The following is a 24,285-nucleotide window of genomic DNA, read 5'->3' as shown; positions in this document are numbered from 1 at the left end:
AATGGCAACACAAGATATTATTCGACGCTCAGGCACCTCAGCGGCAACGCCGGCATCGCAAACTCGGATTGGTGATATCAAGCAGGTAGCAAAACTGTTTGATGCGACTAAGTGTAACGGTTGTAAGGCCTGTCAGGTGGCGTGTTCCGAATGGAACGATCTGCGTGAAGAAGTGGGCAGTTTCGAGGGCAGTTATCAAAACCCGATGAAACTCTCCGGCCAGGTCTGGACCTTGATGGAGTACAACGAGGTGATGGACGAGCGCAACAAGTTGCGCTGGCAGTTCACTCACTCAGCTTGTATGCACTGCGCCGATCCTGCCTGTCTCAAGGCGTGTTCGACCGCAGGCGCCATTATCCAGCACGCCAACGGGGTAGTGGATTTCGATTCAGACAAGTGTGTTGGTTGCGGTTACTGCGCCAGTGCCTGTCCGTTCGATATCCCCAAAATCGACCCCAAGGATAACAAGGCCTACAAGTGCACCATGTGTTCCGACCGCTTGGCAGTCGGACTGGAGCCTTCTTGCGTCAAGACCTGTACCACAGGCGCACTGCGCTTCGGTACTCGTGAAGACATGTTGTTCTATGCCGACAAGCGGGTGGCCGAGCTCAAAGAGCGTGGCTTTGCCAAGGCTGGGTTGTACAACCCGGAAGGTGTGGGTGGCACAGCGATGATGATGATATTGCACGATGTCACTCAGCCCGAAAGCTACAACATGCCGGAAGATCCACAGATCCCACTGTCTGTCACTCTGTGGCAGGACTGGGTCAAGCCTCTGGGTACTGTGGGGATCCTGGCAACAGCTGCTGTGGCTTGTCTGCACAAGATCACCGTTGGTCGCAACATAGTCGAAGAGGATCAACCCGGTTATCAGCCGCCTGAGGAAGATCAGCAAGCGGCTCAGAAAGAGGAGGACGGCAAATGAGCAAGCATCACAAGCAAGAGATGATAGTGCGTCATAAGCTGTTTGACCGCATCTGCCACTGGTTCATTGTGGCGGCAGGTTTGGTCACCTTTCTGACCGGGTTTTCGTTCTTTTATCCTTCCTTCCAGTGGATGGGGGCTATTGCGGGCACGCCTCAATTGGCGCGCTTCGTTCACCCCATTGCCGGGTTGTTTATGTGTCTGCCGCTGATGTTGATGTTGGTGCGTTACTACCATCACAACAAGTGGGAGAAGAACGACCTGAAATGGATGCTGTCCATCAAGGATGTGATGTTTGAGAACGAGGACAAGATCCCGCCTATCGGCCATTACAACCCTGGGCAAAAGGTGCTGTTCCGTGCTTTCGTGGTGACCTCCATCGGACTGACGGTGACTGGTTTCATCATGTGGCAGCCCTATTTTGCACCTTATTTCTCAGCCACTACCATTGGCTGGGCGATTCTGGTGCACGCCATCTGTGCTCTCATCATGCTGATTTTCGTGATGGTGCACTTCTGGATGGCGACCTGGGTAGAAGGTTCGGTTGCGGGCATGCTTTACGGCAAGGTCTCCAAGGCCTGGTGCCGTAAGCACCACCCCAGAATGCTGGAAGAAGATTCGGAAGCGGAGAAACACTAAATGAGTCAAACAGCCGAGATACCCCTGGCCCCCGGCAGCGAGTCGCCGCTGGAGCTCAAACCACTGAAAGCCGCCGATCCTGTCAGCGTTTATCTGCGCAGAGCCAAGCGTCTGGAAGTGTTGGCCAAGGACTCGCCGCTGGCTGATTACCTGGAGCTGTGTCGCCGTTTGGTCGCCGTACAGGCCAAACTGGCGGCGGAGGAAGACTTCGGTCTTCCTCCCGCCTGGGACAAGTCCGAGGGGTTGCCCCTCGCAGACTTGGGTCCCAGTGCCGACAGCTATTGGCAGAGTTTGCTGCAGCAACTGCTCAGTGAACTCCTGCCTCAGGTGGATGAGTCGGTCGCCCGGGTGCTGCGTCTTTTGATGCAACAGGCCCCCGAGCAATTGAGTGCCTGGGGGCAGGCGCTGCGTCAGGGCAACCTGAGTGCAGTGCCCGCCAGGTTCAGTCTGTTTCTGTGGGCTGCCATGGGGCTTTATTGGTCTCACTGGGCGCCGGCAGTTATTCAGCGCATGGATCAGCGCCAGGTCAAACAGCAGAGCCTGTGTCCGGTTTGTGGCAGTCATCCGGTTGCCAGCGTGATAGTCGATGAACCCAGAGCCGGTTTGCGTTATCTGCATTGCAGCCTGTGTGAGAGCGAGTGGCACTTCATACGTGCCCATTGCACTTGCTGCGGGCATGACAAGGAGATGACCCTCTGGTCTTTGGACGACTATCAGGCCGAAGTTCGCATCGAAAGCTGCGAGGCCTGTCATGGTTATACCAAGATGATGTTCCTCGAAAAGTCGCCGCTGATGGATGTGGCCGCCGATGATTTGGCGACCCTGATGCTCGACAGTCAGCTCAACGAGAAAGGCTATGGTGCCACCACTGTCAATCCTTTGTTGCTGGCCCACGAGACGGAAGACAGCGAGTAACCAGCTAGTAAGAAAGCCGGGAGGGCTAAGGCCCTCCCTTTATTCAGTCAATGATGAAACAGATGATGACCCAAACTGCCGATACCCTCAAAGACCTCTATCGGGCTTTGCCTTCCATGGATAGCCTGCTGGCCGAGCCAGCGCTGGCTCCGCTGCTGAGCCGCTTTGGCAAGGCCGCCGTCAAACAGGCGTTGGATGGACAACTTCGGCTGGCAAGAGCCGGGATAGGCCGTGAGCAACGCCTGCCCGACTGGTGTCACTCACACCAAGCCTTGTATGGCATTTTGGTTGATCAGCTGTCCAGCGATTATCGCCATAGTTTACGGCCGGTATGGAACCTCACCGGCACCCTGCTGCACACCAACCTGGGACGGGCGCAGCAGTCCGAGGCGGCCATAGAGGCCGTCACTTCTGTGATGCGTTACCCGACCCCACTGGAATTTGAGCTGCAGGCCGGCAAGCGCGGCCATAGAGACAATGCCGTCAGCTCACTCATTCACCGCCTCACCGGCGCCGATGCCTGCTGTGTGGTTAACAACAATGCCGCCGCCGTGCTGTTGATGTTGTCGGCGGTGGCCACAGGTAAAGAGGTGATAGTTTCCCGCGGCGAGCTGGTGGAGATAGGCGGCGCCTTCCGGATCCCCGACATCATGCGTCAGGCCGGGGTTACTCTGGTAGAAGTGGGCAGCACCAACCGAACCCATCTCAGGGATTACGAACAGGCGATAACCGAAAACACCGCCGCCATTATGAAGGTGCACACCAGTAACTACCATATTCAGGGCTTTACCGCCTCGGTGGAAGAGTCGCGGCTGGCGACCTTGTGCCGCGAGCATGATATTTCGCTGATCTCGGATCTCGGCAGTGGCTCGCTCACCGACTTGCGCCGCTTCGGGCTCAAGCAGGAACCTACTCCGCAGGCGATGCTGGCCGATGGGGTCGATTTGGTGAGCTTCTCCGGCGACAAGCTGCTCGGTGGCCCTCAGTCCGGGCTGATTGTCGGTAAACAGTCGCTTATCAATAAATTGCAAAGCCATCCGCTCAAGCGGGCGCTGCGCTGCGACAAACTGATTCTGGCGGCGCTGGAAGCCACACTGATCCACTATCTCAACCCGGAAACCCTGGATACTGAACTGCCTATGATGGCCAAGTTCGGCCGCAGTCAGCAACAACTCAAGCTGCTTGGCAGTCGTTTACACCAGGCGTTGCAGCCCCTGTTTGCCCCCGGCTATCAGCTGGAGCTGGTGGAGTGCCGCACCCAGGTGGGCAGTGGCTCACAGCCGGATACCTTCCTGCCTTCGGTGGCGCTGGCGTTCAGCGCCAATCCGGGGGCTAGCCTGATTGAGCTTGAGCAACATTTCAAGCAGGCCGAGCGGCCGGTGATCGGCCGGATCAGTAATGAGCAGTTGCTGCTGGATCTGCGCGGGGTAGACGATGAAGCCGAGCTGCTGGCCGAGCTGAGCACCCTGGGAGTATCGCTGTGATCCTGGTAACTGCCGGCCATGTAGACCATGGCAAGACCAGCCTGATTCGGGCCCTGACCGGGCAAAATACCGACAGATTGCCGGAAGAGAAACGCCGCGGCATGACCATAGATCTGGGTTATGCCTTTATGCCGTTTGCCGACGAACAACGGCTGGCCTTTATCGATGTGCCGGGTCATGAAAAGTTTATCAATAACATGCTGGTGGGCGTCAGTCATGCCAGGCACGCGCTCTTGGTGCTGGCCTGTGATGACGGCGTGATGCCGCAGACCCGTGAACACCTGCAAATTTTAGCCATGTTGCCGCTTAAGAGCCTGACACTGGTGCTTACCAAGAGTGACCTGGTGGAGCGGGCCCGCATCGATGAAGTGGTTGCAGAGAGTGAGGCGCTGCTTTGCGAGTTTGCCCTCAAGGCCTCCGGCGTCTTTAGCGTTTCGGCCAGTAATGGCCAGGGGATCGACTCGCTCAGAGAGCATATTCTGGCGCTGGCATCGAGCGAGCTGCAGCTTGAGAAGGCTTGTATTGCAGCAGACGCGCAGCAGGCCTTTCGCATGACCCTGGATCGGGCATTCAGCGTTAAGGGCGCCGGTTGGGTGGTCACTGGCACAGTGATCAGTGGCAGTGCCAAGGTCGGTGATAACCTCTACAGCTCGGGTCAGAAAGACAAGCTGAGGATCCGCGGCATTCACTGCCAGGGACAGGAGTCGCAGACGGCGTTGCCGGGCACCCGCGTTGCCCTCAATCTCAGTGGTGTCGATAACCACAGAGCGCCGCAGCGCGGCGATTGGCTCAGCAGCTTGCCACAGCCGGATGCCTGTGGTCGCCCTGTGGTGCAGATCCGTGCCTTTGAACCTGTGACTCACTGGCAGAGCGTACATTGCCACCACGGCGCCGAGCATACCCTGGGACGCATATCCCAGTTGACAGAGGCTGATGAGCGCGGCTACAGCCTGGCTGAGCTGGTGTTGGATAAGCCGTTGTTATTATGTCAGGACGACCCCATAGTACTGCGTCACGCCAGTGGCAAGCACACCCTGGGTGCCGCCAGAGTGCTGGCGCTGACTGTACCCAATCGCAAGAAACGCACCGAAGAGCGGCTCGCTCTTATTGGCTGTCTCGCCGATGCCGAAACTCCGGCTGCCGCATTGGCCCACCTCGGTCGGCAACAGGCCTTGGCCGTGGCTGATTTGGCCTGGCGTTGGCAACTGACTGAAGCTGGTTTGACCCGACTCATTCAGGAAGCCGGACTCAGCCGCCACGGCGGCTTCCTGTTGGCACCTGAACTGCTTGAGGCCGAGCAGCAGCACTATTTGTCCTTATTGGAGCAATACCATCAGCAGCACCCGGATCAATTGGGGTTGGGGCGTAATCGCCTGCTGCGTATGAGTCACAGTAAGTTCCCCTTGCCACTTGCCAGTTTGATCCTGGAGCGCCTCTGTCGCGATCGCCGCATGGTACTGCGCGGCGCCTTACTGCAGTTGCCACAACACAGAATGACTTTGGATCCCCAAGCCGAAGCTTGTTGGCAGCGTTTATCTCCCTGGCTCGAGCAGCAAGATACCCCTGTGTGGGTAACTGAGATGGCCGAATATCTTGAGCTGGATCCGGGCGAACTGCGGCCGCTGTGCTTCCAGTTGGTGCAACAGGGATTTATCACCGCAGTGGTGAAAGACAGATACCTGCTCAGCAGTAAGTTGTGCCACTACGCGGATCTTATTCGTGGTCATTTAGACCAAAAGGGGCAACTGGAAACCGCCGAGTTCAAGGCGATGATAGGTCTTGGCCGCAAGGTGAGTATCCAACTGTTGGAGTTTTTCGATCGCAGCGGTTTTACCCGCAGGAAATATCGCAGTAACAGTCGGGAGATCCGGGACGCTGAACTTTTCTGGTCCCATGAAGATTGGCGGAAGAACATAGGAGTCGAACCTACCCGGGACTGCTGGCAGCCCCACCCGGATTTGAAGTCCGGACGCCTCACCGGAGACGACGTTCTTCCATCGAAAGACACAAGGATAATAGAAAATGAATTCAGTTGAAGCAACCCTGTTTTTATTTACTTTATGAGTTTGTGATATAGCTCTTATTTTATTTTAAAGTCTGTAAATTTTTATTATTTAGATAGGTTCAGAGGGTACTTATGGATTATTATTCGCATGACGTTGTCACCGAGAAACAAGTCACCCTTATGGAACAAGGGCAGGCTTCTGAATTAACTGACTACTTAGCGAACGAAGTGAGAATCGCCCTGGTCTATAACGGCATTGCCCACACGGTAATGTTAGCCAGTCCGCAGGATCTCGAAGCCTTTGCTATCGGCTTTACCCTGTCGGAGCGCATAGTCAGAAATATAAATGAAATCAAGGGTATTGAGCTTGAGCACACCGAAGAAGGTGTGCTGGTTCAGATTGAGATAACCCAAAGATGTTTTATGGAATTAAAGCAACAAAGACGCAATATGGCCGGTAGGACCGGTTGTGGACTTTGCGGTGTTGCCCAACTTGAAGAAGCGGTTAAACCTGTTATTCGAGTTGATGATGGTGCCGAGTTTAATATCAATAATTTAAAGGTTGCTTTGAGTTTTGTTAAGGATAATCAACAGCACTTTAAATTAACTGGTGCCACCCATGCTGCCATGGGTTTAAATAAAGATGGGCATATTATTGATGCCTATGAAGATATTGGAAGACATATAGCACTGGATAAGTTAATCGGTGCCTTTTCACAGAAAAATGCCGAGCGGCCAATCGCGGTTTTATTGACCAGCAGAGCCAGTTTCGAGATGGTGCAAAAGGCTGCCAGTGCCAATATTCAGATTCTTTTTGCCATGTCCGCCGTGACCTCACTGGCGTTGGAGTTGGCCGAGAAGAGCAACATCACGCTGGTGGGCTTTTGCCGCAACGGTCGTGCGACGCTCTACACCCATGGTCACAGACTGACGGGGTTGAGCCGCGATCGCCTGGCCAAGGCCATTTAAGTAAGTAGAGACAAAGTCCTCACGGGACTTGTTCGCCCTTTCTTTAGCACAGCGTCTACTGTCTGCTCGTCATCGTTGTTAAACACTCTTGTGACCGGTCGGAACTCAGTTTCGGCCGGTCTTTAGTGCTTTGACTATGACAGACAGCCGGTCGTTTGCTGCACTCCAGCGGTTTTATCGCCGTAAAGGCATGAAATAAGGTGCGACAGGTCAGTTGCTGTGGGCTGTTTGTTCGCACCTTACAAAATGGTTGACGGACACGCCCGTGTCCGTTTTGGCAAGGTCTCGTTCATTAGGGTAATGACATGACATGGCAACAATTTAAACAACAATATCTGGTCCGTTTCTGGGCCCCCATGCCGGCGGTTATCGCCGCCGGTATTCTTTCCACTTACTATTTTGGTCTTACCGGTACCTTCTGGGCCGTGACCGGCGAATTCACCCGCTGGGGTGGGCACTTGTTGCAAATGCTTGGTGCTGAGCCGGAAACCTGGGGTTATTTCAAGGTGATAGGTTTGGCCGGCACGCCGCTGGATCGTATCGACGGCATGATGATTATCGGCATGTTCGGTGGTTGTATCGCCGCGGCGCTATGGGCCAATAACGTCAAGCTCAGAATGCCACAGAGTCGGGTGCGTATCATGCAGGCCCTGGTTGGCGGCATCATAGCCGGCTTCGGTGCCCGCTTGGCCATGGGTTGTAACCTGGCGGCCTTCTTTACCGGGATCCCACAGTTCTCGTTGCATGCCTGGTTCTTTGCGTTGGCCACTGCTGCCGGTTCCTACTTTGGCGCCAGGTTTACCTTGTTGCCCATGTTCCGCATTCCGGTGGCGCTGAAGAAGGTCACCAAGGCCAGTTCGGTCAAGCAGGATGAAAACCAGGCCAGACGGCGCTTTCGGATCGGTATGCTGGTGTTTATCGGCATAGTCGGTTGGGGACTCCTGACCCTGTTCAATGCGCCCAAGCTAGGTATCGCCATGCTTTGCGGTGTCGGTTTCGGTCTACTGATTGAAAGGGCACAGATCTGCTTTACCTCGGCATTTCGCGACATGTGGATCACCGGCCGTACCCATATGGCTAAGGCGATCATTATAGGTATGGCGGTCAGTGCCATAGGGATTTACAGCTATGTGCAACTTGGGGTTTCACCCAAGATCATGTGGGCCGGTCCCAACGCGGTTATCGGCGGCTTGCTGTTTGGTTTCGGCATAGTGCTGGCCGGCGGCTGCGAAACCGGTTGGATGTACCGCGCCGTGGAAGGGCAGGTACACTTCTGGTGGGTTGGTCTGGGCAACGTTATCGGCTCCACCATTCTGGCCTACTACTGGGACGACTTGGCCGAACCACTGGCCACCAGTTGGGACAAGGTCAACCTGCTTTCCAGCTTAGGGGACAAGGGCGGCTTGTTGGCCACCTATCTGATGCTGGGCCTGGCATTTGTCGCCATGCTCGCCTGGGAAAAACAATTCTTCGCCCGTAAAGCCAAACGGGATGCTCAACTGACTGCGGAGGCCGCGTAATGAGCCAATATACTCCTGATTATCAATTAGATATGGTTGGTGAACCCTGTCCATATCCCGCTGTTGCCACCCTGGAGGCTATGCCCCAGCTCAAGCCCGGTGAAATTCTGGAAGTGATCAGCGACTGCCCACAGTCGATCAACAATATTCCGCTGGATGCCAAAAACCACGGCTACAAGGTGTTGGAGATAGAACAGAACGGCCCGACGATCCGCTATCTGATTCAGCGCTGAATTAGTATCAATTTCCGCTGTTTCAATTGTTATAAAACGCTGCTTTTGCAGCGTTTTTTTATGCGGGTTTAATGGTGGGCTATTGCGGGAGCCAGGCATCTGGATATGAGCGGCATTCGACTTTCAAGCCAGCTGAAAGTCGTGCGCCGATGGCCGCCATGACTCGATGCCAGATTTGCACTGAACCGAGTTAAAGGCAAATATAAGCTGTGGTTCGGCTCTTCCCTACATCAAGGAGCAGTAATGAAACAGGTTATTTTTGATACTCCCGGACAACCGGAAGTGCTCTATTTGGCTGATGCCGAGATCCCTACTCCCGGCCCGGGGCAGGTGTTGATCAAGGTGGCGGCGGCCGGAGTCAATGGCCCGGATTTGGCACAGCGCAAGGGCAACTATCCGCCTCCGGCAGACGCTTCCCCCGTGTTGGGGTTGGAAGTGGCCGGCGAGATAGTGGCATTGGGGCAGGGCGTAGACCAATGGCAAAATGGGCAAGCGGTCTGTGCCCTGGTGCCTGGCGGTGGTTACAGTGAGTATGTGCTTACCTGGGCGGGGCATTGCTTGCCTGTGCCCAAGGGCTGGAGCCTGGAAGAGGCTGCAGCGATTCCCGAGACTTTCTTTACCGTGTGGGGCAATCTGTTTATGCGAGCCGGGTTGCAGCCAGGTGAGACAGTGCTAATCCACGGCGGCTCGGGCGGTATCGGCAGTAGCGCCATTGCCCTGGCCAAGGCTTTTGGTGCCAGGGTACTGGTGACTTCCGGTAGCCCGGAGAAATGTGCCTGGTGTCGGCAACTGGGGGCTGAGCTTGCGATTGATTACCGCCGACAGGACTTTGTCGAACCTGTAATGGACTGGACCGAGGGCAAGGGGGTCGAAGTGGTGCTGGATATGGCTGGCGGCGACTTTGCCAACAAGAATCTCAAGGTACTCGCCTCTGATGGCCGCATGGTGTCTATTGCCATGCAAAGGGGGGCCAGGGCTGAAGTGGATATCTTTCGCCTGATGGCCAAGCGCATTGTTTGGACCGGCTCGACTCTGAGGCCTCAAAGCGTCGCGGCCAAGGCGGCGATTGCTGCCGAGCTCAAGGCCAAGGTCTGGCCGTTATTGAATGAAGGCGCCCTTAAGCCACATATCTTTGCCAGCTTCCCGCTGCAAGACTGCATTGCGGCACACCACTTGCTGGAATCCGGCAATCACTCGGGCAAGGTGGTACTGACACTGAAGTAAGTAGCTACTGACGCGCCACTCCCTTTGGCTGCTGAATATTCCTTCGGCAGCTTTTTCTTCGTCGTCGCTGGTTGGCTGTAACATGCAGCCTTAAGGCGTTTGCGTGCAAAATTCAACTTGCCCTGATGAAAATTTAGGCTAAAGTCCTTTGTGAGAGCACTCTAGGGTGCTGTCATGAAAAATTAATCGTTATTTAGTTGGAAAAATCACGGTTTGCAGCATTGATTCTCGGAAAGATTCTGTAAGAATACGCACTTGAAAACGCCACCTTCCAAAGGTGGAAACCTATTGTGGCAAAGTGAGCAGTAGTGCGCTTCTTTGGCCGAAAAACTTTAGGGAAGGCGCGAGCAAGTCCAGGCACAAAGTGCAGCGACTTATTGGCAACTTCTCTGGTGTATGTGTTGATTTAAGGGTATTGGCATATATGTATAACACTGCAAAGAAACAAGTTTGGTATGGCGAGCTCAGAACCGCACGTGGCAATGCTATCGTCGTCCATGACAATCAGTTACCCGAGGCATCTCCTGGACGTATCTACCTGTTCAACTCTCAGCGCAATGCGATTATTGAATATGTGGAAGATATAGTTAAACCCAACTTGCATGATCTGGGTGAGGATGAAGCCAAGGCTGCCGAGCGTGAGTTCGGTAGTGCATTCAAAGCGGTCCGCAGCGAGTTTATGCAAAAGCAGCAGGCCAGAGTCAATCTGAACAACGTCAAAGACAGCGCTCCCGCGCGTAAGCCCAAGCCGGAACCTGAGGTCGAGGTTGAAACCGACAACATGGGTGATGATTTCGATGACGATTGGGATGACAGCTTCGACGACTGATATCCCTATACCCGGCCGTCCGTCTTCAGTTTACTGAAGCGGTGGCCCGGGTATACCGGACAGTCGAATACTGACATTATCTATTGGATAGCCGATTATTCTTTATCGAAGCTATCGACTATGATGGCGCCCATAGAGGCCGGCATGGCGATCAACAGGGTGCGTTTCAGCGCCAGTAAGGGATCGCTCAGTAATGGCCATTTATCCAGGGCCAGCAAGACGACACTCACCACCAGCAGGGTCAGGGCATAAGCCAGCAGGATCCGCAGCCAAAACACCCACACCCTGGCCTTGATGTTGGCCTGAAACACACTCTGATAGGCAAACAGGGCGATAAAGCTCAGGCTCAATACCACCACCAGTACCAGATTTACTACCGGTAGATTGGCCGCCAGCATCCAGGCTTCCTCGGAAAAGGAGATGGGCACGGACAAGGCAAAGGCGCCTATGCTGATCTGGCCGAGATCCTCGGCGTTGAAATAGAGTTTGGTCATGCCTGGGTATCGAACTCGTAGCGGCTCAAATGATGATAAATTTGTCCGGGGGCTATCCAGGGATCGCCGTGCAGTTGTGGCTGATTGGCAGCGTCCGGCAGCATTTGTGGCTCGAGACAGACGCCCTGCCAGGCCTTCAACGCTTGGCCCTTACGACCCTTGGTCCCTTCTAGCCCGGCGCCTGTGTATAGCTGCACTCCGGGTTGGTTGGTGTACAGCGTTAGGCCGCGGCCGGATAGCGGTGCGCTCAGACGACCCACACGCCAGAGCTCATCTTTCTGTTGCCGGCTGATAAAGCAGTGATCCAGCCCTTGGCCGGCGGCCAGTTCCGGCTGTCCCAGCAGTGCTTTGAGAGTCTTGCCCTGGCTGAGATCCAACATGCTGCCTTGGGTATCGACTATGCCGCTGGGAATGCCTTCGGAATCGGTTGCCAGGACTCTGCTGCTATCGAGTTGCAAATGGTGCTCAGCGATATCCGCCCGGCCATCGAGATTGAAATAGCTGTGCTGAGTCAGGCTCACCGGGCAGTCCTGGCTGCTTGAGGCCATAAACTCCACAAACAGGTTGTTGCCCGCCAGACGATAGTCCAATTGCACCCGGCATTCACCGGGAAAACCCATGTCACCGTCCGGGCTTATCAGGCTGAGGCGTACCCCATCCGGCAGCGTGCCCAGTTGCCACTGGCGCCGATGAAAGCCTTCGTGGCCGCCGTGCAGGCAGTGGCCGTTGAAGTTTTTGTCCAGAGAAAAAGTCTTGCCCAGGCCGTGAATTTGCCCTTGCTTGATACGATTGGCGTAACGCCCGACAGCCGCGCCCAAACAGGCGTCCTGATCCAGATAATCGGCTGCAGAGTCACAGCCAAGCACGATATTGGCGCGCTCACCATGGCGATCCGGCGCCCACAGTGAGCGAATAATGCCACCGAGACTGAGCACTTCCAGCGCCAGAATGCCATTGTCGATTCTGACCCTTTCTATTTGGCCGCCGCGGGGATCTTCCCAACTGTCGAGTGCGCTGAAACGTATCATCTGCTAGTTCCTTTTGGCTTTAGGTCTACAACTCAGTCCAGGCGGCAGGCTCCGTCGCTGGGGCTGCACAGGTAAACACTGACCTCCAGCTCGGTTTTGGCCGGGTATTGCTGCTCGACGGCGGCAATCACCTTGTCGGTCAACTCATGTTCCACCAGGGCGATGACGCAGCCGCCAAAGCCCTTGCCTGTCATCCGTACTCCGCCGCGTTCGCCGACGACGTCGGTTATCAATTCCACCAGGGTATCTATCGCTGGATGGCTGATTTCAAAGTCATCGCGCATCGAGCGGTGTGATTCGGCCATCAGTTTACTGAGCCTGGCGATATCGCCCTGCTCCAGGGCGCGGCAGGCGCTCTGGGTGCGTTGATTTTCACTGATCACATGGCGGGCACGGCGAAAGGCAACCGGATCCAGTTCATCCTCGGCGCTTTGCAGCGCCCTGAGCGACAAGTGGCGCAGGGTATCCAAACCGAAATGTCCTGCCACCTGCTCGCAATGCAAGCGGCGCTCACCAAACTTTTTGTTGTGAGCGATGGAGGGTAGACCGGAATTGATGATCAGCAGACTGAGATCGTCGGGGAAGGGCACGCTTTCGCAGTCCAGATCCAGGCAGTCTATAAGCAGCGCTGACCCGGCTTCGGCCATGGCACAGGTGATCTGATCCATGATGCCGCAGCTATGGCCGACATAGTGGTTTTCACCCCGCTGCGCCAGTTGCGCTATGGCCAGCGGTGACAGATGCAGTTGACTGGTGTCATTGATGGCGGTGCCAAAGGCGATTTCCAGCGAGGCCGACGAGGCTAATCCGGCGTTGGCCGGTACATTGCCGATCACCGCCAGATCCAGGCCGCGGGCAGGTAGGCCGCTCTGGGCCATGGCCGAGGTAAAGCCCTTGAGGTAGCTGACCCAGCCCTCATCCTCGTTCATGCTGCCTTCATTGCCATAGTGCCATTCAAAAATGCCGGGAAAGGCACCTGATACGGCGCGGAACTTGTCGTCGTCACGGCGCTTGACCGCGATGACTGTGTGAAAGTTGATTGCCGCCGGTAGCACCAGACCTTCGTTATAGTCTGTGTGTTCCCCGATAAGGTTGACCCGACCGGGGGCCTGATATAAAGCATCGGGCTTGGTGCCGAAGGTTTTGACAAAGAGTTTGGTAACGCTGGGGGCAGGATTCGACATGCTCTTATGGATTCCGCAAAAAAACGCTCGAACAGCAACATAAATGACTGCTTTTCTGTTGTTATATCATTTCTGTCTCTGAGGTGTAAGTGAGATTTTTATCCAGGTTGCATTCCAGGATAGATTGAGGGGGTATTCGGGAAGATGAAAGGAAAAGCCTCACCCGCTGCCGGACAGAGTGAGGCTAAATGATACTAAGATATCAGGATGCGGCTTTCTTGGCGTCGGCTTCCTTGACGGTTTCGGCCGCCAGCAGTTCACAGACCACATGCTCGACAAAACCGGCACCTGCGGCCTCATAGAGGTTGTAAACACTGTGGACGCCGGATTCGCGCAGCGCCACACCCTCATCACCATATTGCACAATCGCGCTGATTTTTCCTTGGTAATTCAGTTTCTTAAGTTGCTCAACTGCAAACATATTGCCCGCATGATACGGCATCGCCAGCAGCACAAGTTCAAGCCCGGGAGCCCGGTCGAGTTTTTCCCAGAAGTCGGTATCCGAAGCATCGCCTTGTACTACGTTACGCCCTTGCTCGCGGTGGAAATCCACCAACTCCTGTTTGTGTTCAATCCCCAGGATCTCACCATCGAATCTGGCCTTGAGTTCATCATAGGCACCAGAGCCTATGCGCCCCATCCCCAGAATAAGGAAGCGCGGATTGCCCACGGGGATCTGTCTGTCTTCCGGATGCAGTGGGTGCTTCTCGAGCTTGACCAGTTTCTGTTGGTACTTCTGGTAGATGTTGCCCACCATGGCGTTGAGTGGTGCCGCCAATACAAAACTGAAGCTCAGTGCCACGGCAATGATTACCAGCCACTGAGAGGGTAGCCAGCCTTTGCTGGTAGCCACGGCAGCCACAATCAGACCGAACTCACTGAAGTTACCCAGGTTGAATGAGCCCAGCATAGAGGTGCGCGAGCGCAGTTTGAAGCGGGTGAGGATATAGACAAACAACAGGATTTTCAGCGGGATCAGTGTCACCAGCAGCACAGCCAGCATAATATCTGTCACGCTCGGCAGACCGTTGAGACCTATGGTGAGGAAGAAGGCCACCAGAAACAGTTCTTTAAAGTAGAACAGCGACTTGGCCAGCTCGGACGCCTTCTTGTGTCCTGCCAGCAGGATACCTATGATCAGCGCGCCAAGATCCGGTTTCAGCCCCACAGATTCAAACAGCCAGGCGCCGACCACCAAAGCCATCACCAGGCCGAAGAGTACCAGGAGTTCACCGTGGCCGACCTTATCAAAGGCTCTGTATATCAAGGGTTTGGCTAAAGGTAATAACAGGAGTGCCAGCGCCCATATCGAGGGAAACTCCCCCTTGGAAATGGTCAGGAACAATACCGCAAAGATATCCTGCATGATCAGAATACCTATGGCGACCCGGCCGTAGAGGGATTGCATATCGCCCTTGTCTTCCAATACCTTGACCGCAAATACAGTACTGGAAAAGCTCAGGGCAAAGGCCAGCAGAGTCAGCTGTTCCACCGTGAGATTGGTCAATTGCACCAGGCCAACCAGCCCCAGCAGTTTGAGAATGGGGACAAAGATCACCATGGATAACATCAGGTGCAGGCTGGAGCCGGCCCAGACTTCGGCCTTGAACAGGCTGCGGATATCCAGCTTGAGGCCTATGGCAAACAGCAGCAGGGTAACCCCTAAGTTAGCCAATTCGTTAAGCATTGGCAGGCTGTCATTGTCTACCCCTAAGGTATAGAGTACAAAGCCGGCGGCCAGATAGCCGATAAGCGGTGGTAAATTGATGCGGTTGACCAGCATGCCGCAGGCCAAGGTAATAACAAGAATTGCTGGTTCCATTTTTATTCTTTTAGGAAAAATGATGGCTATTAGAAGGTTATTCTATAAGAAGAGCATTAAATTTAAATAAAAAAGCGAACTTATCTGCTGATAAGTTCGCTTTTCCAGAAATGTCAGTACTAACGCACTAGTTTTTGAGCAAAATGTCCAAGTGGGCGGCAAACTCTTTCGGGCCCATGAAACCTGTCACTCTCAGCTCATTTGTTAGCTGGCCTTGCTCATCGATAAACAGCAGTGTCGGCAGCCCCAGCACATCATAGGCTTCCAGCAGGGCGACATCGGTTTCATCCATGGCGGTCACATCGGCCTGCAGCAGCACCATCTGTTCCATCCGCTGTTTAACCTCGGCATTCTTGAAGGTGATCTGCTCAAACTCCTTACAGGCCACACACCAATCGGCATAGAGATCCAACATTACCGGCTTGCCGGCGGCCTTGGCATCTGCCAGTTCGGTCTTGAAATCCTCAAGTGACTTGATGCGCTTGAAGGTATGATGCTCGGTTTGTGGCTGCCCCATGAAGTGGTAGCCCATGGCGCTCATTACCGCCTGGAAGCCATAGGAGAAACTCGACAGCAACAGCAGGGTCAGGATCACGCTGCGCATTGTCTGTTTCCAGTTGAACTGGCTCAGCTTGTTCTGGTGCATCAGGTAGCCAACAAAGACGATGGCCCACACAGACCACATGAGATCCGACACCAATCCAGGCCAGATACGGCCCAGCATTATGATGGACACGGCCACCAGCAGGAAGCCGAACACATGCTTGATTATGTTCATCCAGGTGCCGGCGCGCGGCAGCAACTTACCGCCCGAGGTGCCTATCAGCAGCAGCGGCAGACCCATGCCCATGCTGAGAATATAGAGGGTCAAAAAGCCCTGTAGCAGATCGCCGGTTTGTGCCACGTACACGAGTACCGCCGATAGCGGCGCCGTGGTACAGGGCGAGGCCACCAGGCCCGAAAGCACACCCATGACGAACACGCCCAGCAGATTGCCACCCTTTTGCTTATTGGAGAGGCTGTTCATCTTCTGTTGCCAACTGGCGGGCAGGCGCAGCTCATAGAGGCCAAACATAGACAGACTGAGTACCACAAACAGTATGGCTATGGTGATAAGCACAGCCGGGTGTTGCAGCGCCGCCTGATACTTGAGACCGGCCGAAGCCACCACCAGCCCCAGCAGCGAATAGGTAATTGCCATCCCCTGCACATAAGCCATCGACAGGGTAAAGGCCTTGCCGGTGGAGACTTTCTGCCCCTGGCCGACAATGATCCCCGACAGAATGGGATACATGGGGAACACACAAGGGGTCAGCGCCAGACCTATCCCCAACACGAAGAAGGTCAGATAGTTGAGGAGGGTGCTGTCGCCGGAGAGCAGCTTGTCCAGCAGGTTATCCTGTTGGGTTACCGCCTGGCCCTTGGGAGCCGGCGCTTTTGCATCGGCACTCTTGTCGGTATCGGGCAGTATGCCATCATTGGCCGCTACAGGTTTAAGCAGGGCGTCTCTGGTGGTCGGCGGGAAGCAGAGTTTGCCCTCGGCGCAGCCCATAAAGGTGACGGATAACTTGGCGGCTTCCCCTGCCTCTTTAATGGCAACTGGAATTTCGATAAAGGAGTAGTACACCTGCTGCTCACCGAAATACTCATCCGTGTGGCCCTTGCCCTGGGGCAGGGCTATCTCGCCCAGTTCACCGCCATCTATGCTGAACTTGAGTTTGTCGCGGTACATGTAATAGCCGTCGGCTATCACCCAACTGAGCTTGACCTTATTGCCTTGCTGACTAAAGTCGAAGGCAAAGGCCTGATCCACAGGCATCAGCTCAGGTTCACTCTTGAGAAAATCGAATTGCTTGTTACCAAAGATCCCATCGGCCTGAACCAGCGGGCTGAGAAGCAACAGGCTGCCTAGCAGCAGGGTAAGTATTTTCTTCATAGCTTAGTGTTGTCTTTTATCCAATCCAGATAGGCGGGCAGCCCATGACTGATGGGCACAGCAATAATTTCAGGTACTTCATAGGGATGCAGTTCGAGTAGTCTCTGCTCCAGCCTGGGGTAGGCGCTGGCCAGACATTTGAGCTGCAGACTGACTTCAGTCTCCTGGCAGAGTTCGTCCTGCCAGACATAAAATGAATCCACAGTCTGACTCACCTGAGCACAGGCCACCAGCGACTCGCGCACCAAGGTTGCCGCCAGGCTCTTGGCACTGTCTGTATCCGGGCAACTGCAAAAAACCAGCAGCGCTTGTTGAGATTTTATGTCCATAATGAGCGGGTTAAATTAAACCTGACTTAAGCCAAGGGGATTAAAATCGAGCGTCTACTTTACGTGTTTTGCCGCAGGCTTGCATTAAGGCTTTGCTGAAACAGTGAGCTTAAGCGCCAAACCCGTTGCAGGCTGCGGACTTGAAATCAGACCGGGTTATCCCCATTTAGTTTTCAACTACTGCAAAAAATGAGGCCTACATGCCATTTCTGATAATGTTGATCATCTTTGTGCTGATCCCTGTCGTCGAACTCTCGGTACTTATCCGGGTCGGCGAAGTCCTGGGCAGCTGGAACACAGTGGCATTGGTGATCCTCACCGCGGTGGTCGGTGTTTCTCTGGTTCGCAGCCAGGGCGTGAGTACCTTGATGTCGGTACAGAAAAAGTTGGCCGTTGGTGAAGCGCCGGGGCAAGAGATAGTCGAGGGCATGATGCTGGCTATGGCCGGTATTCTGCTGCTTATACCGGGGTTTGTTACCGACCTTATCGGCCTTATTCTGCTGACCCCTATCACTAGGGCACCGCTGGCACGTTATTTCTATCAGCGGATGCAGCTCAAGGTGGTTACCGGCGCCCAGTTCAGAGCCGGTGCCAACCCCTTTGAACCACCTCATCAAAGAGGTCAGGGTGGGGATGTATTTGAAGGTGAATTTGAGCGCAAGGCCGACCCTTCCGATAAGCGTCCCGAGAGCCATCAGCTGGAAGAAGAGAGCCATCAGCTGGAAGAAGAGAGCCATCAGCCGGGTGGAGAGAGCCCTCGGCGAAGTGAAAACAGCCATCAGCGAAGTGAAAAAGGCCATCAGCCGCAGGATACGGAAGATAAAACAGACCAAGATGATAGTCGGCCCGGTAGCGCAGGTGATCGGCACAAACACTGATAAAAAAGACCTTCCGCTCGGAAGGTCTTTTTTATTCACTCTTCATAACTTGCAGCGCTGACTGGAAAACATTTATCACTCATTTATCGCTATGCCAGTGGCTATCGCGGCACTTGAATGAGTGCGCCGTAGCAGTGGCCGCGGCGTCAGTTTAAGGATGCTGTCGCGGCAACTACTGCCGTGCATACTCTCAGCTTTCTGGAGTTGCCAAGTGCTTATCCCTCATTGGGGCAGGGGGATTTGATTTTTTGCGGTTCGCTGATATTGCTGGCCAGATAATAGCTGGCAATACCCATGAGTATGTTGGTTACCGGCAGCGCCAGCATTAGGCCTTTTACCCCACCGAGGAAGGCGCCCAGCGCCGCCAGTGGTAGCATCAGCAGGAACAGGCGGCACAGATTCAGTACCAGCGAGGCCATGGGCCTGTGGTAGGCGTTGAGCGAGGTGGCCACTATGATCACCACGCCAAGAGGGCCGTAAGCGGCGGGCAACACCAGAATATAGAAGCTGAGCCATTCCAGCACTTGCGGATCGGTAGTGAACAGGGCGGCAATCTGCGGCGCCAGCAGCGCCAACGGAATATACAGCAGGGTCTGGAACAGGAGCACAAACTTCAGCGCCAGCAGCAATGCCTCGCGGGCGCGCTCCTTCTGACCAGCGCCCAGATTCTGGGCGATAAAGGGCACCAGGCTGGAAGACAGCCCCATCACCACAATCAGCAGCACAGACTCCAGCCGGGTACCGGCACCGAAGGCGGCCACCGCGGCGTGATCTATCCTGGCCAGCATCGCCATCATCACGGCATTGGCCAGGGGGTTGATCATATTCATCAGCGCCGCCGGTTGGGCGATATGGGCCAGCTGTTTCCAGTTATCGACAAAGCGACTTAAACACCAGCCCGCGGCCACCAACATATGGCGTTTGGCCACCAACAGATAACTGGACAGCGACAGTGCCATTAACCAGGAGATCAGGGTCGCCACGGCGGCGCCTTGAATTTCCAGCCTGGGAAAGGGGCCGATACCAAAGATAAGCAGCGGATCGAGGATCAGGTTAATCAGCGCCGCCAGCGACAAAATCGCCGCCGGGGAACGGGTATCGCCGGTGGCCCTCAGGCCCTGATTACCCACCATCAACAGCACCAATAGCGGCGCCCCCAGATACCAGAGGTTCATATAGTCATGCACCAGCGGCAGTATGTCGTCTTTGGCGCCGAGCAGGGAAAACAGCGGCTCGATAAACAAACTGCCCAGCAAGGAAAGCCCGGCAGTCAAAATAAAGGTCAGCAGCAGGGCATCATGCAGAAACACCTTGGCTTTGGGGGCGTGCCCGGCGCCTATCAGGCGGCCAAGATTAGTGGACACACCGGCGCCTATGCCGATGGCAATACTGGATACCACCAGGGTCACAGGGAAGGTGAAGCTGATCGCCGCCAGCGCCTCTGTGCCCAGCTTACTGATGAAGTAGGTGTCTACCAGATTGAAGCCCAGCACGGTGAGGATCCCTAACATGTTGGGAATACTCATATTAAGCAGTACACGACCTATCGGCTGACTGAGCAGCCCGTGTCTGTCTCTCATGGCCCGTATCTGCCTCTTGTGAAATGGATGAAGGAAATCGTGCGGAAGCGCGATTCTAACAGGATTGCCCCGGCTTTAAAAAACGAGGGTCAAAAATTTTCAAAAAATTTTGAGCTGTCCCCTTGGAAGTGCCAAATACGGCCCCCATATAAGCCAACATCAAGCGGCTAAAGCCAATTGGCTTGGTCGCCTTTTACATCAACCATGAACCGCCTCATATTGGGCAAAAATCATTAGGAGAATCCATCGATGAATATTCGTCCATTACATGACCGCGTGATCGTCAAACGCCTGGAAGTTGAAAGCACTTCGGCCGGTGGCATCGTACTGACCGGCAGCGCAGCCGAAAAGTCTACCCGTGGTGAAGTACTGGCTGTTGGCAATGGCCGCATCCTCGAAAACGGTGACATTAAGCCATTGGACGTGAAGGTAGGTGACGTAGTGATCTTCAACGAAGGTTACGGTGTCAAGAAAGAGAAGATTGACGGTGAAGAAGTCCTGATCCTGTCAGAAGCTGACCTGATGGCCGTAGTGGAATAAACCACTCACAACCATTAAAGACCTTCCAAAGTAATCGAAAAATTTAAGGATAATCAACATGGCAGCTAAAGAAGTAAAATTTGGCAATGACGCTCGCGTAAAAATGCTGGCGGGCGTGAATGTTCTGGCTAACGCAGTTAAAGTCACTCTGGGCCCTAAAGGCCGTAACGTCGTTCTGGACAAGAGCTTCGGCGCACCACTGATCACCAAAGACGGTGTTTCAGTTGCCAAAGAGATCGAACTGGAAGACAAGTTTGAAAACATGGGCGCGCAAATGGTTAAGGAAGTTGCTTCCAAGGCCAACGACGCTGCCGGTGACGGTACCACTACCGCCACAGTACTGGCTCAGGCTATCGTGACCGAAGGTCTGAAGGCCGTTGCCGCCGGTATGAACCCAATGGATCTGAAGCGCGGTATCGACAAGGCTGTAATCGCCGCCGTTGCCGAGCTGAAAGCCCTGTCTCAGGACTGCTCCGACTCCAAGTCTATCGCTCAGGTAGGTACCATCTCTGCCAACTCTGATGAGTCTATCGGTGAAATCATCGCCACCGCGATGGAAAAAGTGGGCAAAGAAGGCGTGATCACAGTTGAAGAAGGTCAGGCGCTGGAAAACGAACTGGACGTAGTTGAAGGTATGCAGTTCGACCGCGGTTACCTGTCTCCTTACTTCATCAACAAGGCTGAAACCGGCTCTGTTGAACTGGACAACCCATTCATCCTGCTGGTTGACAAGAAGATCTCCAACATCCGTGAGCTGCTGCCTATCCTCGAAGGCCTGGCCAAGACGGGCAAGCCACTGTTGATCGTTGCCGAAGACGTTGAAGGCGAAGCCCTGGCGACTCTGGTAGTGAACAACATGCGCGGTATCGTTAAAGTGGCTGCCGTTAAGGCGCCTGGTTTCGGTGACCGTCGCAAGGCCATGCTGCAGGATATCGCTATCCTGACCGGTGGTACTGTTATCGCCGAAGAGATTGGCCTGGAGTTGGAAAAAGCCACTCTGGAAGACCTGGGTACCGCCAAGCGCGTGGTTATCACCAAAGACAACACCACCATCATCGATGGCAGCGGTGAAGAGTCGCAAATTCAAGCCCGTGTTGCCCAGATCAAGCAGCAGGTTGAAGAATCGACTTCCGATTACGACAAAGAAAAACTGCAAGAGCGTATGGCCAAGCTGGCCGGCGGTGTTGCGGTAATCAAAGTCGGTGCCGCTACCGAAGTGGAAATGAAAGAGAAGAAAGCCCGCGTTGAAGATGCGCTGCACGCTACCCGCGCCGCCGTTGAAGAAGGTGTGGTTCCTGGGGGCGGTGTTGCCCTGGTTCGCGTTGCCTCCAAGATTGGTGAGCTGGACGTGAGCAACGAAGATCAGAAGCACGGTGTGGTTATCGCCCTGCGCGCCATGGAAGCCCCACTGCGCCAGATCGCTACCAACGCAGGTGAAGAAGCCTCTGTTGTCGCCAACAACGTCAAGAACGGCAGCGGTAACTATGGTTATAACGCCGGTAACGACACTTACGGCGACATGCTGGAAATGGGTATCCTGGATCCAACCAAGGTTACCCGCTCTGCGCTGCAGTTTGCGGCCTCTGTAGCCGGTCTGATGATCACCACCGAAGCCATGGTAGCCGAGCTGCCAAAGGAAGAGGCTGCGCCTGATATGGGCGGTATGGGTGGTATGGGCGGAATGGGCGGCATGATGTGATCCTAGCGGGTTAAAATCGTCTATAGCGGCGTTATCTTGACACTCGTTTAGTTCACTAAACGTCGCGGCAAGATGCCTGGCTCTAAAACGATTTTTCCTGCGCTAGACGTAATGTCGGTCTTAAGCTCAGAAGCTTAGAACTTAAAAATAAAAGCCCCGATACTTAACCGTATCGGGGCTTTTGTTTATTCCGAGAAAGGAAAAGGCCCGCGCATCGAACACGGGCCTTTTCCATTTCAGCGGTTTCTGCCGAGGGCGGGGGAGTGGTTTGGGTTTGGAATGGCTTCCGGCTGATTGTGCCACTCATTGCCTGCCGCAGGCCTTATGCATATGCACCTCAGTGACACGCTGTGAATACGTCCTTGTAAGCTCGGCGCCAACATCCATGTTAGCGACGGTCACTGATGCGCATATGCCGGGTGATTTGGTGCAGTCTGCGGGTGAAGTGTTGTGGCTGTCCTCACTCTTTCATGAAAATCAAATTCTCTTTATGCTGCACTGCTCCAACAATATTTCCGGCTTATATCCTACAGTGTTAAAGTCCGCTTTAACAGAAACCGCTCCGGGTGCTGGGGAAGTTGATATCACAACCCATCTTTTATTTTCTCCAATTAAGATAAGTCCGCATTCAGCAATTATGTCATCTTCTTCATTTATTAGAATATCAAGCGATGAAATATCTATCGGCTCAATAGCCACATATGTAATTAACTCTTTATTACTTTCAACTGGCTTCAAGTCCATTCTTAAATACCCATATTCTTTCCATCCTGTAGAACTCGCAACATCTGATGAAAAACTGAGAGTTTTATCAAAACCTTCAAAATAAAGGTTAAATATCCAAGCACAAGATAAGTTCTGTGATGTTGGGACACCATACCCAATCACTCTATTGTTCAAAAGAATGTGTTTTATAATGTTCAGTGAAACATCACCAGTACTAAACTTTAAGTATTTCATTGTTTATTCTGCTCTTTTGATGGGTAATGCAATGTCTCATGAGGTTTGTCGCCATTAGCAGGAATGTCAATACTTGAGCCACTTCTTCTATTTTCTGGCCTTCCAAAGATTTCATTTTCACCGATCTGACTGCCTGGAGGTGCCGAATCTCCTGGCCCAGCAGGACGAGTCCCACCAGAGGGCTGCAGGCTTGTCGCCCTCTTACTAATAGATAGGTCCCTGTAGACTCCACACAGCAAAAGTGTTGTGGGTGTCCTGACTTTTGCTTGCTTACTCTCCTTCGAGTCTGATTATTTGCTAACCGTGAAACGTGTGTGAAGTAACTTGTAAAAATATCTTAATGGATGATACGAACACAATAACAATAGAAGCACTGTGGGTATCATGACCCTTCTCATTAATGGCAAAAACACCTTCTATTTCAAACAGTAACGATTCAACCCAACCACAGCGAGGGTCATAATTCTTGCTCTAACAAGCATCTTGGCCAGGCGTTGTTGCCTAAATAAGCGGAACCTTTTTCGCTTTCCATGATCTGATCTTGCATAACAGGTCTTCGGTCAGTTTCATGGGTAAGTCAGAACGCAATATCACCAACTGGAAGCAATACAATCAGGCATTAGTCAACCGTGGTTCGGTTACCTTCTGGCTGGACGAGGCAGCGGTTAACGCTTGGCATTGCACAAAGCATCACGGCGGTCGTGGCCGTGGCTTTCAATTCAGCGACACCGCCATCGAAACCGCCTTGATGCTCAAAGGGATTTTTAAGCTGTCATTACGTGCGACCGAAGGGTTCATCAACTCCCTATTTCAGCTGATGAAAATACCGTTAATTGCTCCAGACTACAGCTGTATCAGTAAACGCGCCAAGACGGTGAACGTCAAGTACCGCAATCCCTCAAGAGGTGCGGTAGCGCATGTTGTCGTCGATGCCACAGGCCTCAAAGTGTATGGCGAAGGTGAATGGAAAATGCGTAAGCATGGCAAAGAAAAACGTCGAGTTTGGCGCAAGCTTCATTTGGCTATCGATGCCGCTACACATGAAATTATCGGTGCGCAAACAAGCCTTGAAACTGTAGCAGATAATGAAGTA

Annotated in this window: 21 protein-coding genes, 1 tRNA gene and 1 pseudogene; 14 read left to right on the top strand and 9 right to left on the bottom strand. The window is 53.9% G+C overall.

From position 1 onward, the window contains the following. The first annotated feature begins 1 nt into the window (after position 1). From fdxH to selB, 5 genes and pseudogenes are all read left to right on the top strand, one after another. Complete coding sequence (gene fdxH, locus ACMHXH_RS16780) at positions 2-925, top strand: formate dehydrogenase subunit beta (RefSeq protein WP_039033520.1); 924 nt, start codon at positions 2-4, stop codon at positions 923-925. After that, a complete protein-coding gene (locus tag ACMHXH_RS16775) occupies positions 922-1,563 on the top strand; it encodes a formate dehydrogenase subunit gamma (protein WP_039033519.1) in 642 nt (213 codons plus the stop codon). Before fdxH ends, ACMHXH_RS16775 begins: the two co-directional genes overlap by 4 nt. Next, positions 1,564-2,478 carry a formate dehydrogenase accessory protein FdhE gene (gene fdhE / locus ACMHXH_RS16770; RefSeq protein ID WP_039033518.1) on the top strand — a complete coding sequence of 305 codons (915 nt, stop codon included), beginning with the start codon at positions 1,564-1,566 and terminating at the stop codon, positions 2,476-2,478. Between the two features lie 62 nt (positions 2,479-2,540). Beyond that, positions 2,541-3,962, top strand: coding sequence for an L-seryl-tRNA(Sec) selenium transferase (gene selA / locus ACMHXH_RS16765; RefSeq protein ID WP_039033576.1), 1,422 nt, complete (start codon positions 2,541-2,543; stop codon positions 3,960-3,962). Then, positions 3,959-5,794, top strand: a pseudogene (selB, locus tag ACMHXH_RS16760) (selenocysteine-specific translation elongation factor); the annotation flags it as partial. The gene selA and the pseudogene selB, both read left to right, overlap by 4 nt. A gap of 69 nt (positions 5,795-5,863) precedes the next feature. Here the strand turns inward: selB and ACMHXH_RS16755 are convergent. Beyond that, positions 5,864-5,958, bottom strand: a tRNA-Sec gene (locus ACMHXH_RS16755). 141 nt (positions 5,959-6,099) lie between these two features. On the opposite strand from ACMHXH_RS16755, the gene fdhD reads away from it, so the two are divergent. From fdhD to ACMHXH_RS16730, 5 genes are all read left to right on the top strand, one after another. Further along, on the top strand, positions 6,100-6,936 hold the full coding sequence (gene fdhD / locus ACMHXH_RS16750; protein WP_039033516.1) for a formate dehydrogenase accessory sulfurtransferase FdhD: 837 nt from the start codon (positions 6,100-6,102) through the stop codon (positions 6,934-6,936). A gap of 305 nt (positions 6,937-7,241) precedes the next feature. Further along, positions 7,242-8,456 (top strand): selenium metabolism membrane protein YedE/FdhT, encoded by a 1,215-nt coding sequence (yedE, locus tag ACMHXH_RS16745; RefSeq protein WP_039033515.1) that lies wholly within the window; start codon positions 7,242-7,244, stop codon positions 8,454-8,456. Further along, complete coding sequence (gene yedF / locus ACMHXH_RS16740) at positions 8,456-8,689, top strand: sulfurtransferase-like selenium metabolism protein YedF (RefSeq protein WP_025010175.1); 234 nt, start codon at positions 8,456-8,458, stop codon at positions 8,687-8,689. Before yedE ends, yedF begins: the two co-directional genes overlap by 1 nt. 243 nt (positions 8,690-8,932) lie before the next feature. Continuing rightward, positions 8,933-9,913 (top strand): NAD(P)H-quinone oxidoreductase, encoded by a 981-nt coding sequence (locus ACMHXH_RS16735; protein WP_039033514.1) that lies wholly within the window; start codon positions 8,933-8,935, stop codon positions 9,911-9,913. Between the two features lie 424 nt (positions 9,914-10,337). After that, positions 10,338-10,742: a hypothetical protein gene (locus tag ACMHXH_RS16730; RefSeq protein WP_039033513.1), complete on the top strand. Its 405-nt coding sequence runs from the start codon at positions 10,338-10,340 to the stop codon at positions 10,740-10,742. 95 nt (positions 10,743-10,837) lie between these two features. On the opposite strand, the gene ACMHXH_RS16725 is transcribed toward ACMHXH_RS16730, so the two are convergent. From ACMHXH_RS16725 to cutA, 6 genes are all read right to left on the bottom strand, one after another. Next, positions 10,838-11,236: a DUF2391 family protein gene (locus ACMHXH_RS16725; protein WP_039033512.1), complete on the bottom strand. Its 399-nt coding sequence runs from the start codon at positions 11,234-11,236 to the stop codon at positions 10,838-10,840. After that, entirely contained in the window at positions 11,233-12,264 is a 1,032-nt protein-coding gene (locus ACMHXH_RS16720; RefSeq protein ID WP_039033511.1) for an aldose epimerase family protein, read from the bottom strand. Before ACMHXH_RS16720 ends, ACMHXH_RS16725 begins: the two co-directional genes overlap by 4 nt. A gap of 32 nt (positions 12,265-12,296) precedes the next feature. Beyond that, positions 12,297-13,448 carry a galactokinase gene (gene galK / locus ACMHXH_RS16715; protein WP_039033510.1) on the bottom strand — a complete coding sequence of 384 codons (1,152 nt, stop codon included), beginning with the start codon at positions 13,446-13,448 and terminating at the stop codon, positions 12,297-12,299. 202 nt (positions 13,449-13,650) lie between these two features. After that, positions 13,651-15,270: a cation:proton antiporter family protein gene (locus ACMHXH_RS16710; protein ID WP_039033509.1), complete on the bottom strand. Its 1,620-nt coding sequence runs from the start codon at positions 15,268-15,270 to the stop codon at positions 13,651-13,653. 127 nt (positions 15,271-15,397) lie between these two features. Continuing rightward, positions 15,398-17,206, bottom strand: coding sequence for a protein-disulfide reductase DsbD (locus ACMHXH_RS16705; protein WP_039033508.1), 1,809 nt, complete (start codon positions 17,204-17,206; stop codon positions 15,398-15,400). Beyond that, a complete protein-coding gene (cutA, locus tag ACMHXH_RS16700) occupies positions 17,203-17,535 on the bottom strand; it encodes a divalent-cation tolerance protein CutA (RefSeq protein ID WP_039033507.1) in 333 nt (110 codons plus the stop codon). Before cutA ends, ACMHXH_RS16705 begins: the two co-directional genes overlap by 4 nt. A 200-nt stretch (positions 17,536-17,735) precedes the next feature. On the opposite strand from cutA, the gene ACMHXH_RS16695 reads away from it, so the two are divergent. Then, positions 17,736-18,413: an FxsA family protein gene (locus ACMHXH_RS16695; protein WP_082014242.1), complete on the top strand. Its 678-nt coding sequence runs from the start codon at positions 17,736-17,738 to the stop codon at positions 18,411-18,413. 215 nt (positions 18,414-18,628) lie between these two features. Here ACMHXH_RS16695 and ACMHXH_RS16690 read toward each other — a convergent pair whose 3' ends face one another. Then, a complete protein-coding gene (locus ACMHXH_RS16690; protein WP_039033506.1) occupies positions 18,629-19,993 on the bottom strand; it encodes an MATE family efflux transporter in 1,365 nt (454 codons plus the stop codon). Positions 19,994-20,242: 249 nt separating this feature from the next. Here ACMHXH_RS16690 and ACMHXH_RS16685 point away from each other — a divergent pair, with 249 nt between their 5' ends. Together ACMHXH_RS16685 and groL are read left to right on the top strand one after the other, a co-directional pair. Continuing rightward, positions 20,243-20,533, top strand: coding sequence for a co-chaperone GroES (locus ACMHXH_RS16685; protein ID WP_025010152.1), 291 nt, complete (start codon positions 20,243-20,245; stop codon positions 20,531-20,533). Between the two features lie 58 nt (positions 20,534-20,591). After that, complete coding sequence (gene groL, locus ACMHXH_RS16680; RefSeq protein ID WP_039033505.1) at positions 20,592-22,232, top strand: chaperonin GroEL; 1,641 nt, start codon at positions 20,592-20,594, stop codon at positions 22,230-22,232. A gap of 477 nt (positions 22,233-22,709) precedes the next feature. Here the strand turns inward: groL and ACMHXH_RS16675 are convergent, their stop codons facing one another. After that, a complete protein-coding gene (locus ACMHXH_RS16675) occupies positions 22,710-23,192 on the bottom strand; it encodes a hypothetical protein (protein ID WP_039033504.1) in 483 nt (160 codons plus the stop codon). Positions 23,193-23,760: 568 nt separating this feature from the next. Between ACMHXH_RS16675 and ACMHXH_RS16670 the strand changes: the two genes are divergently transcribed. After that, a partial coding sequence (locus ACMHXH_RS16670) for an IS5 family transposase (RefSeq protein WP_413737951.1) occupies positions 23,761-24,285 on the top strand: 525 nt, incomplete at its 3' end.

This window comes from Shewanella sp. BJSY2023SW001, assembly GCF_047314685.1.
Lineage (GTDB): Bacteria > Pseudomonadota > Gammaproteobacteria > Enterobacterales > Shewanellaceae > Shewanella > Shewanella indica.
The sequence above is the reverse complement of the archived record's forward strand: the minus strand, read 5'-3'. Positions and strand labels throughout refer to the sequence as shown.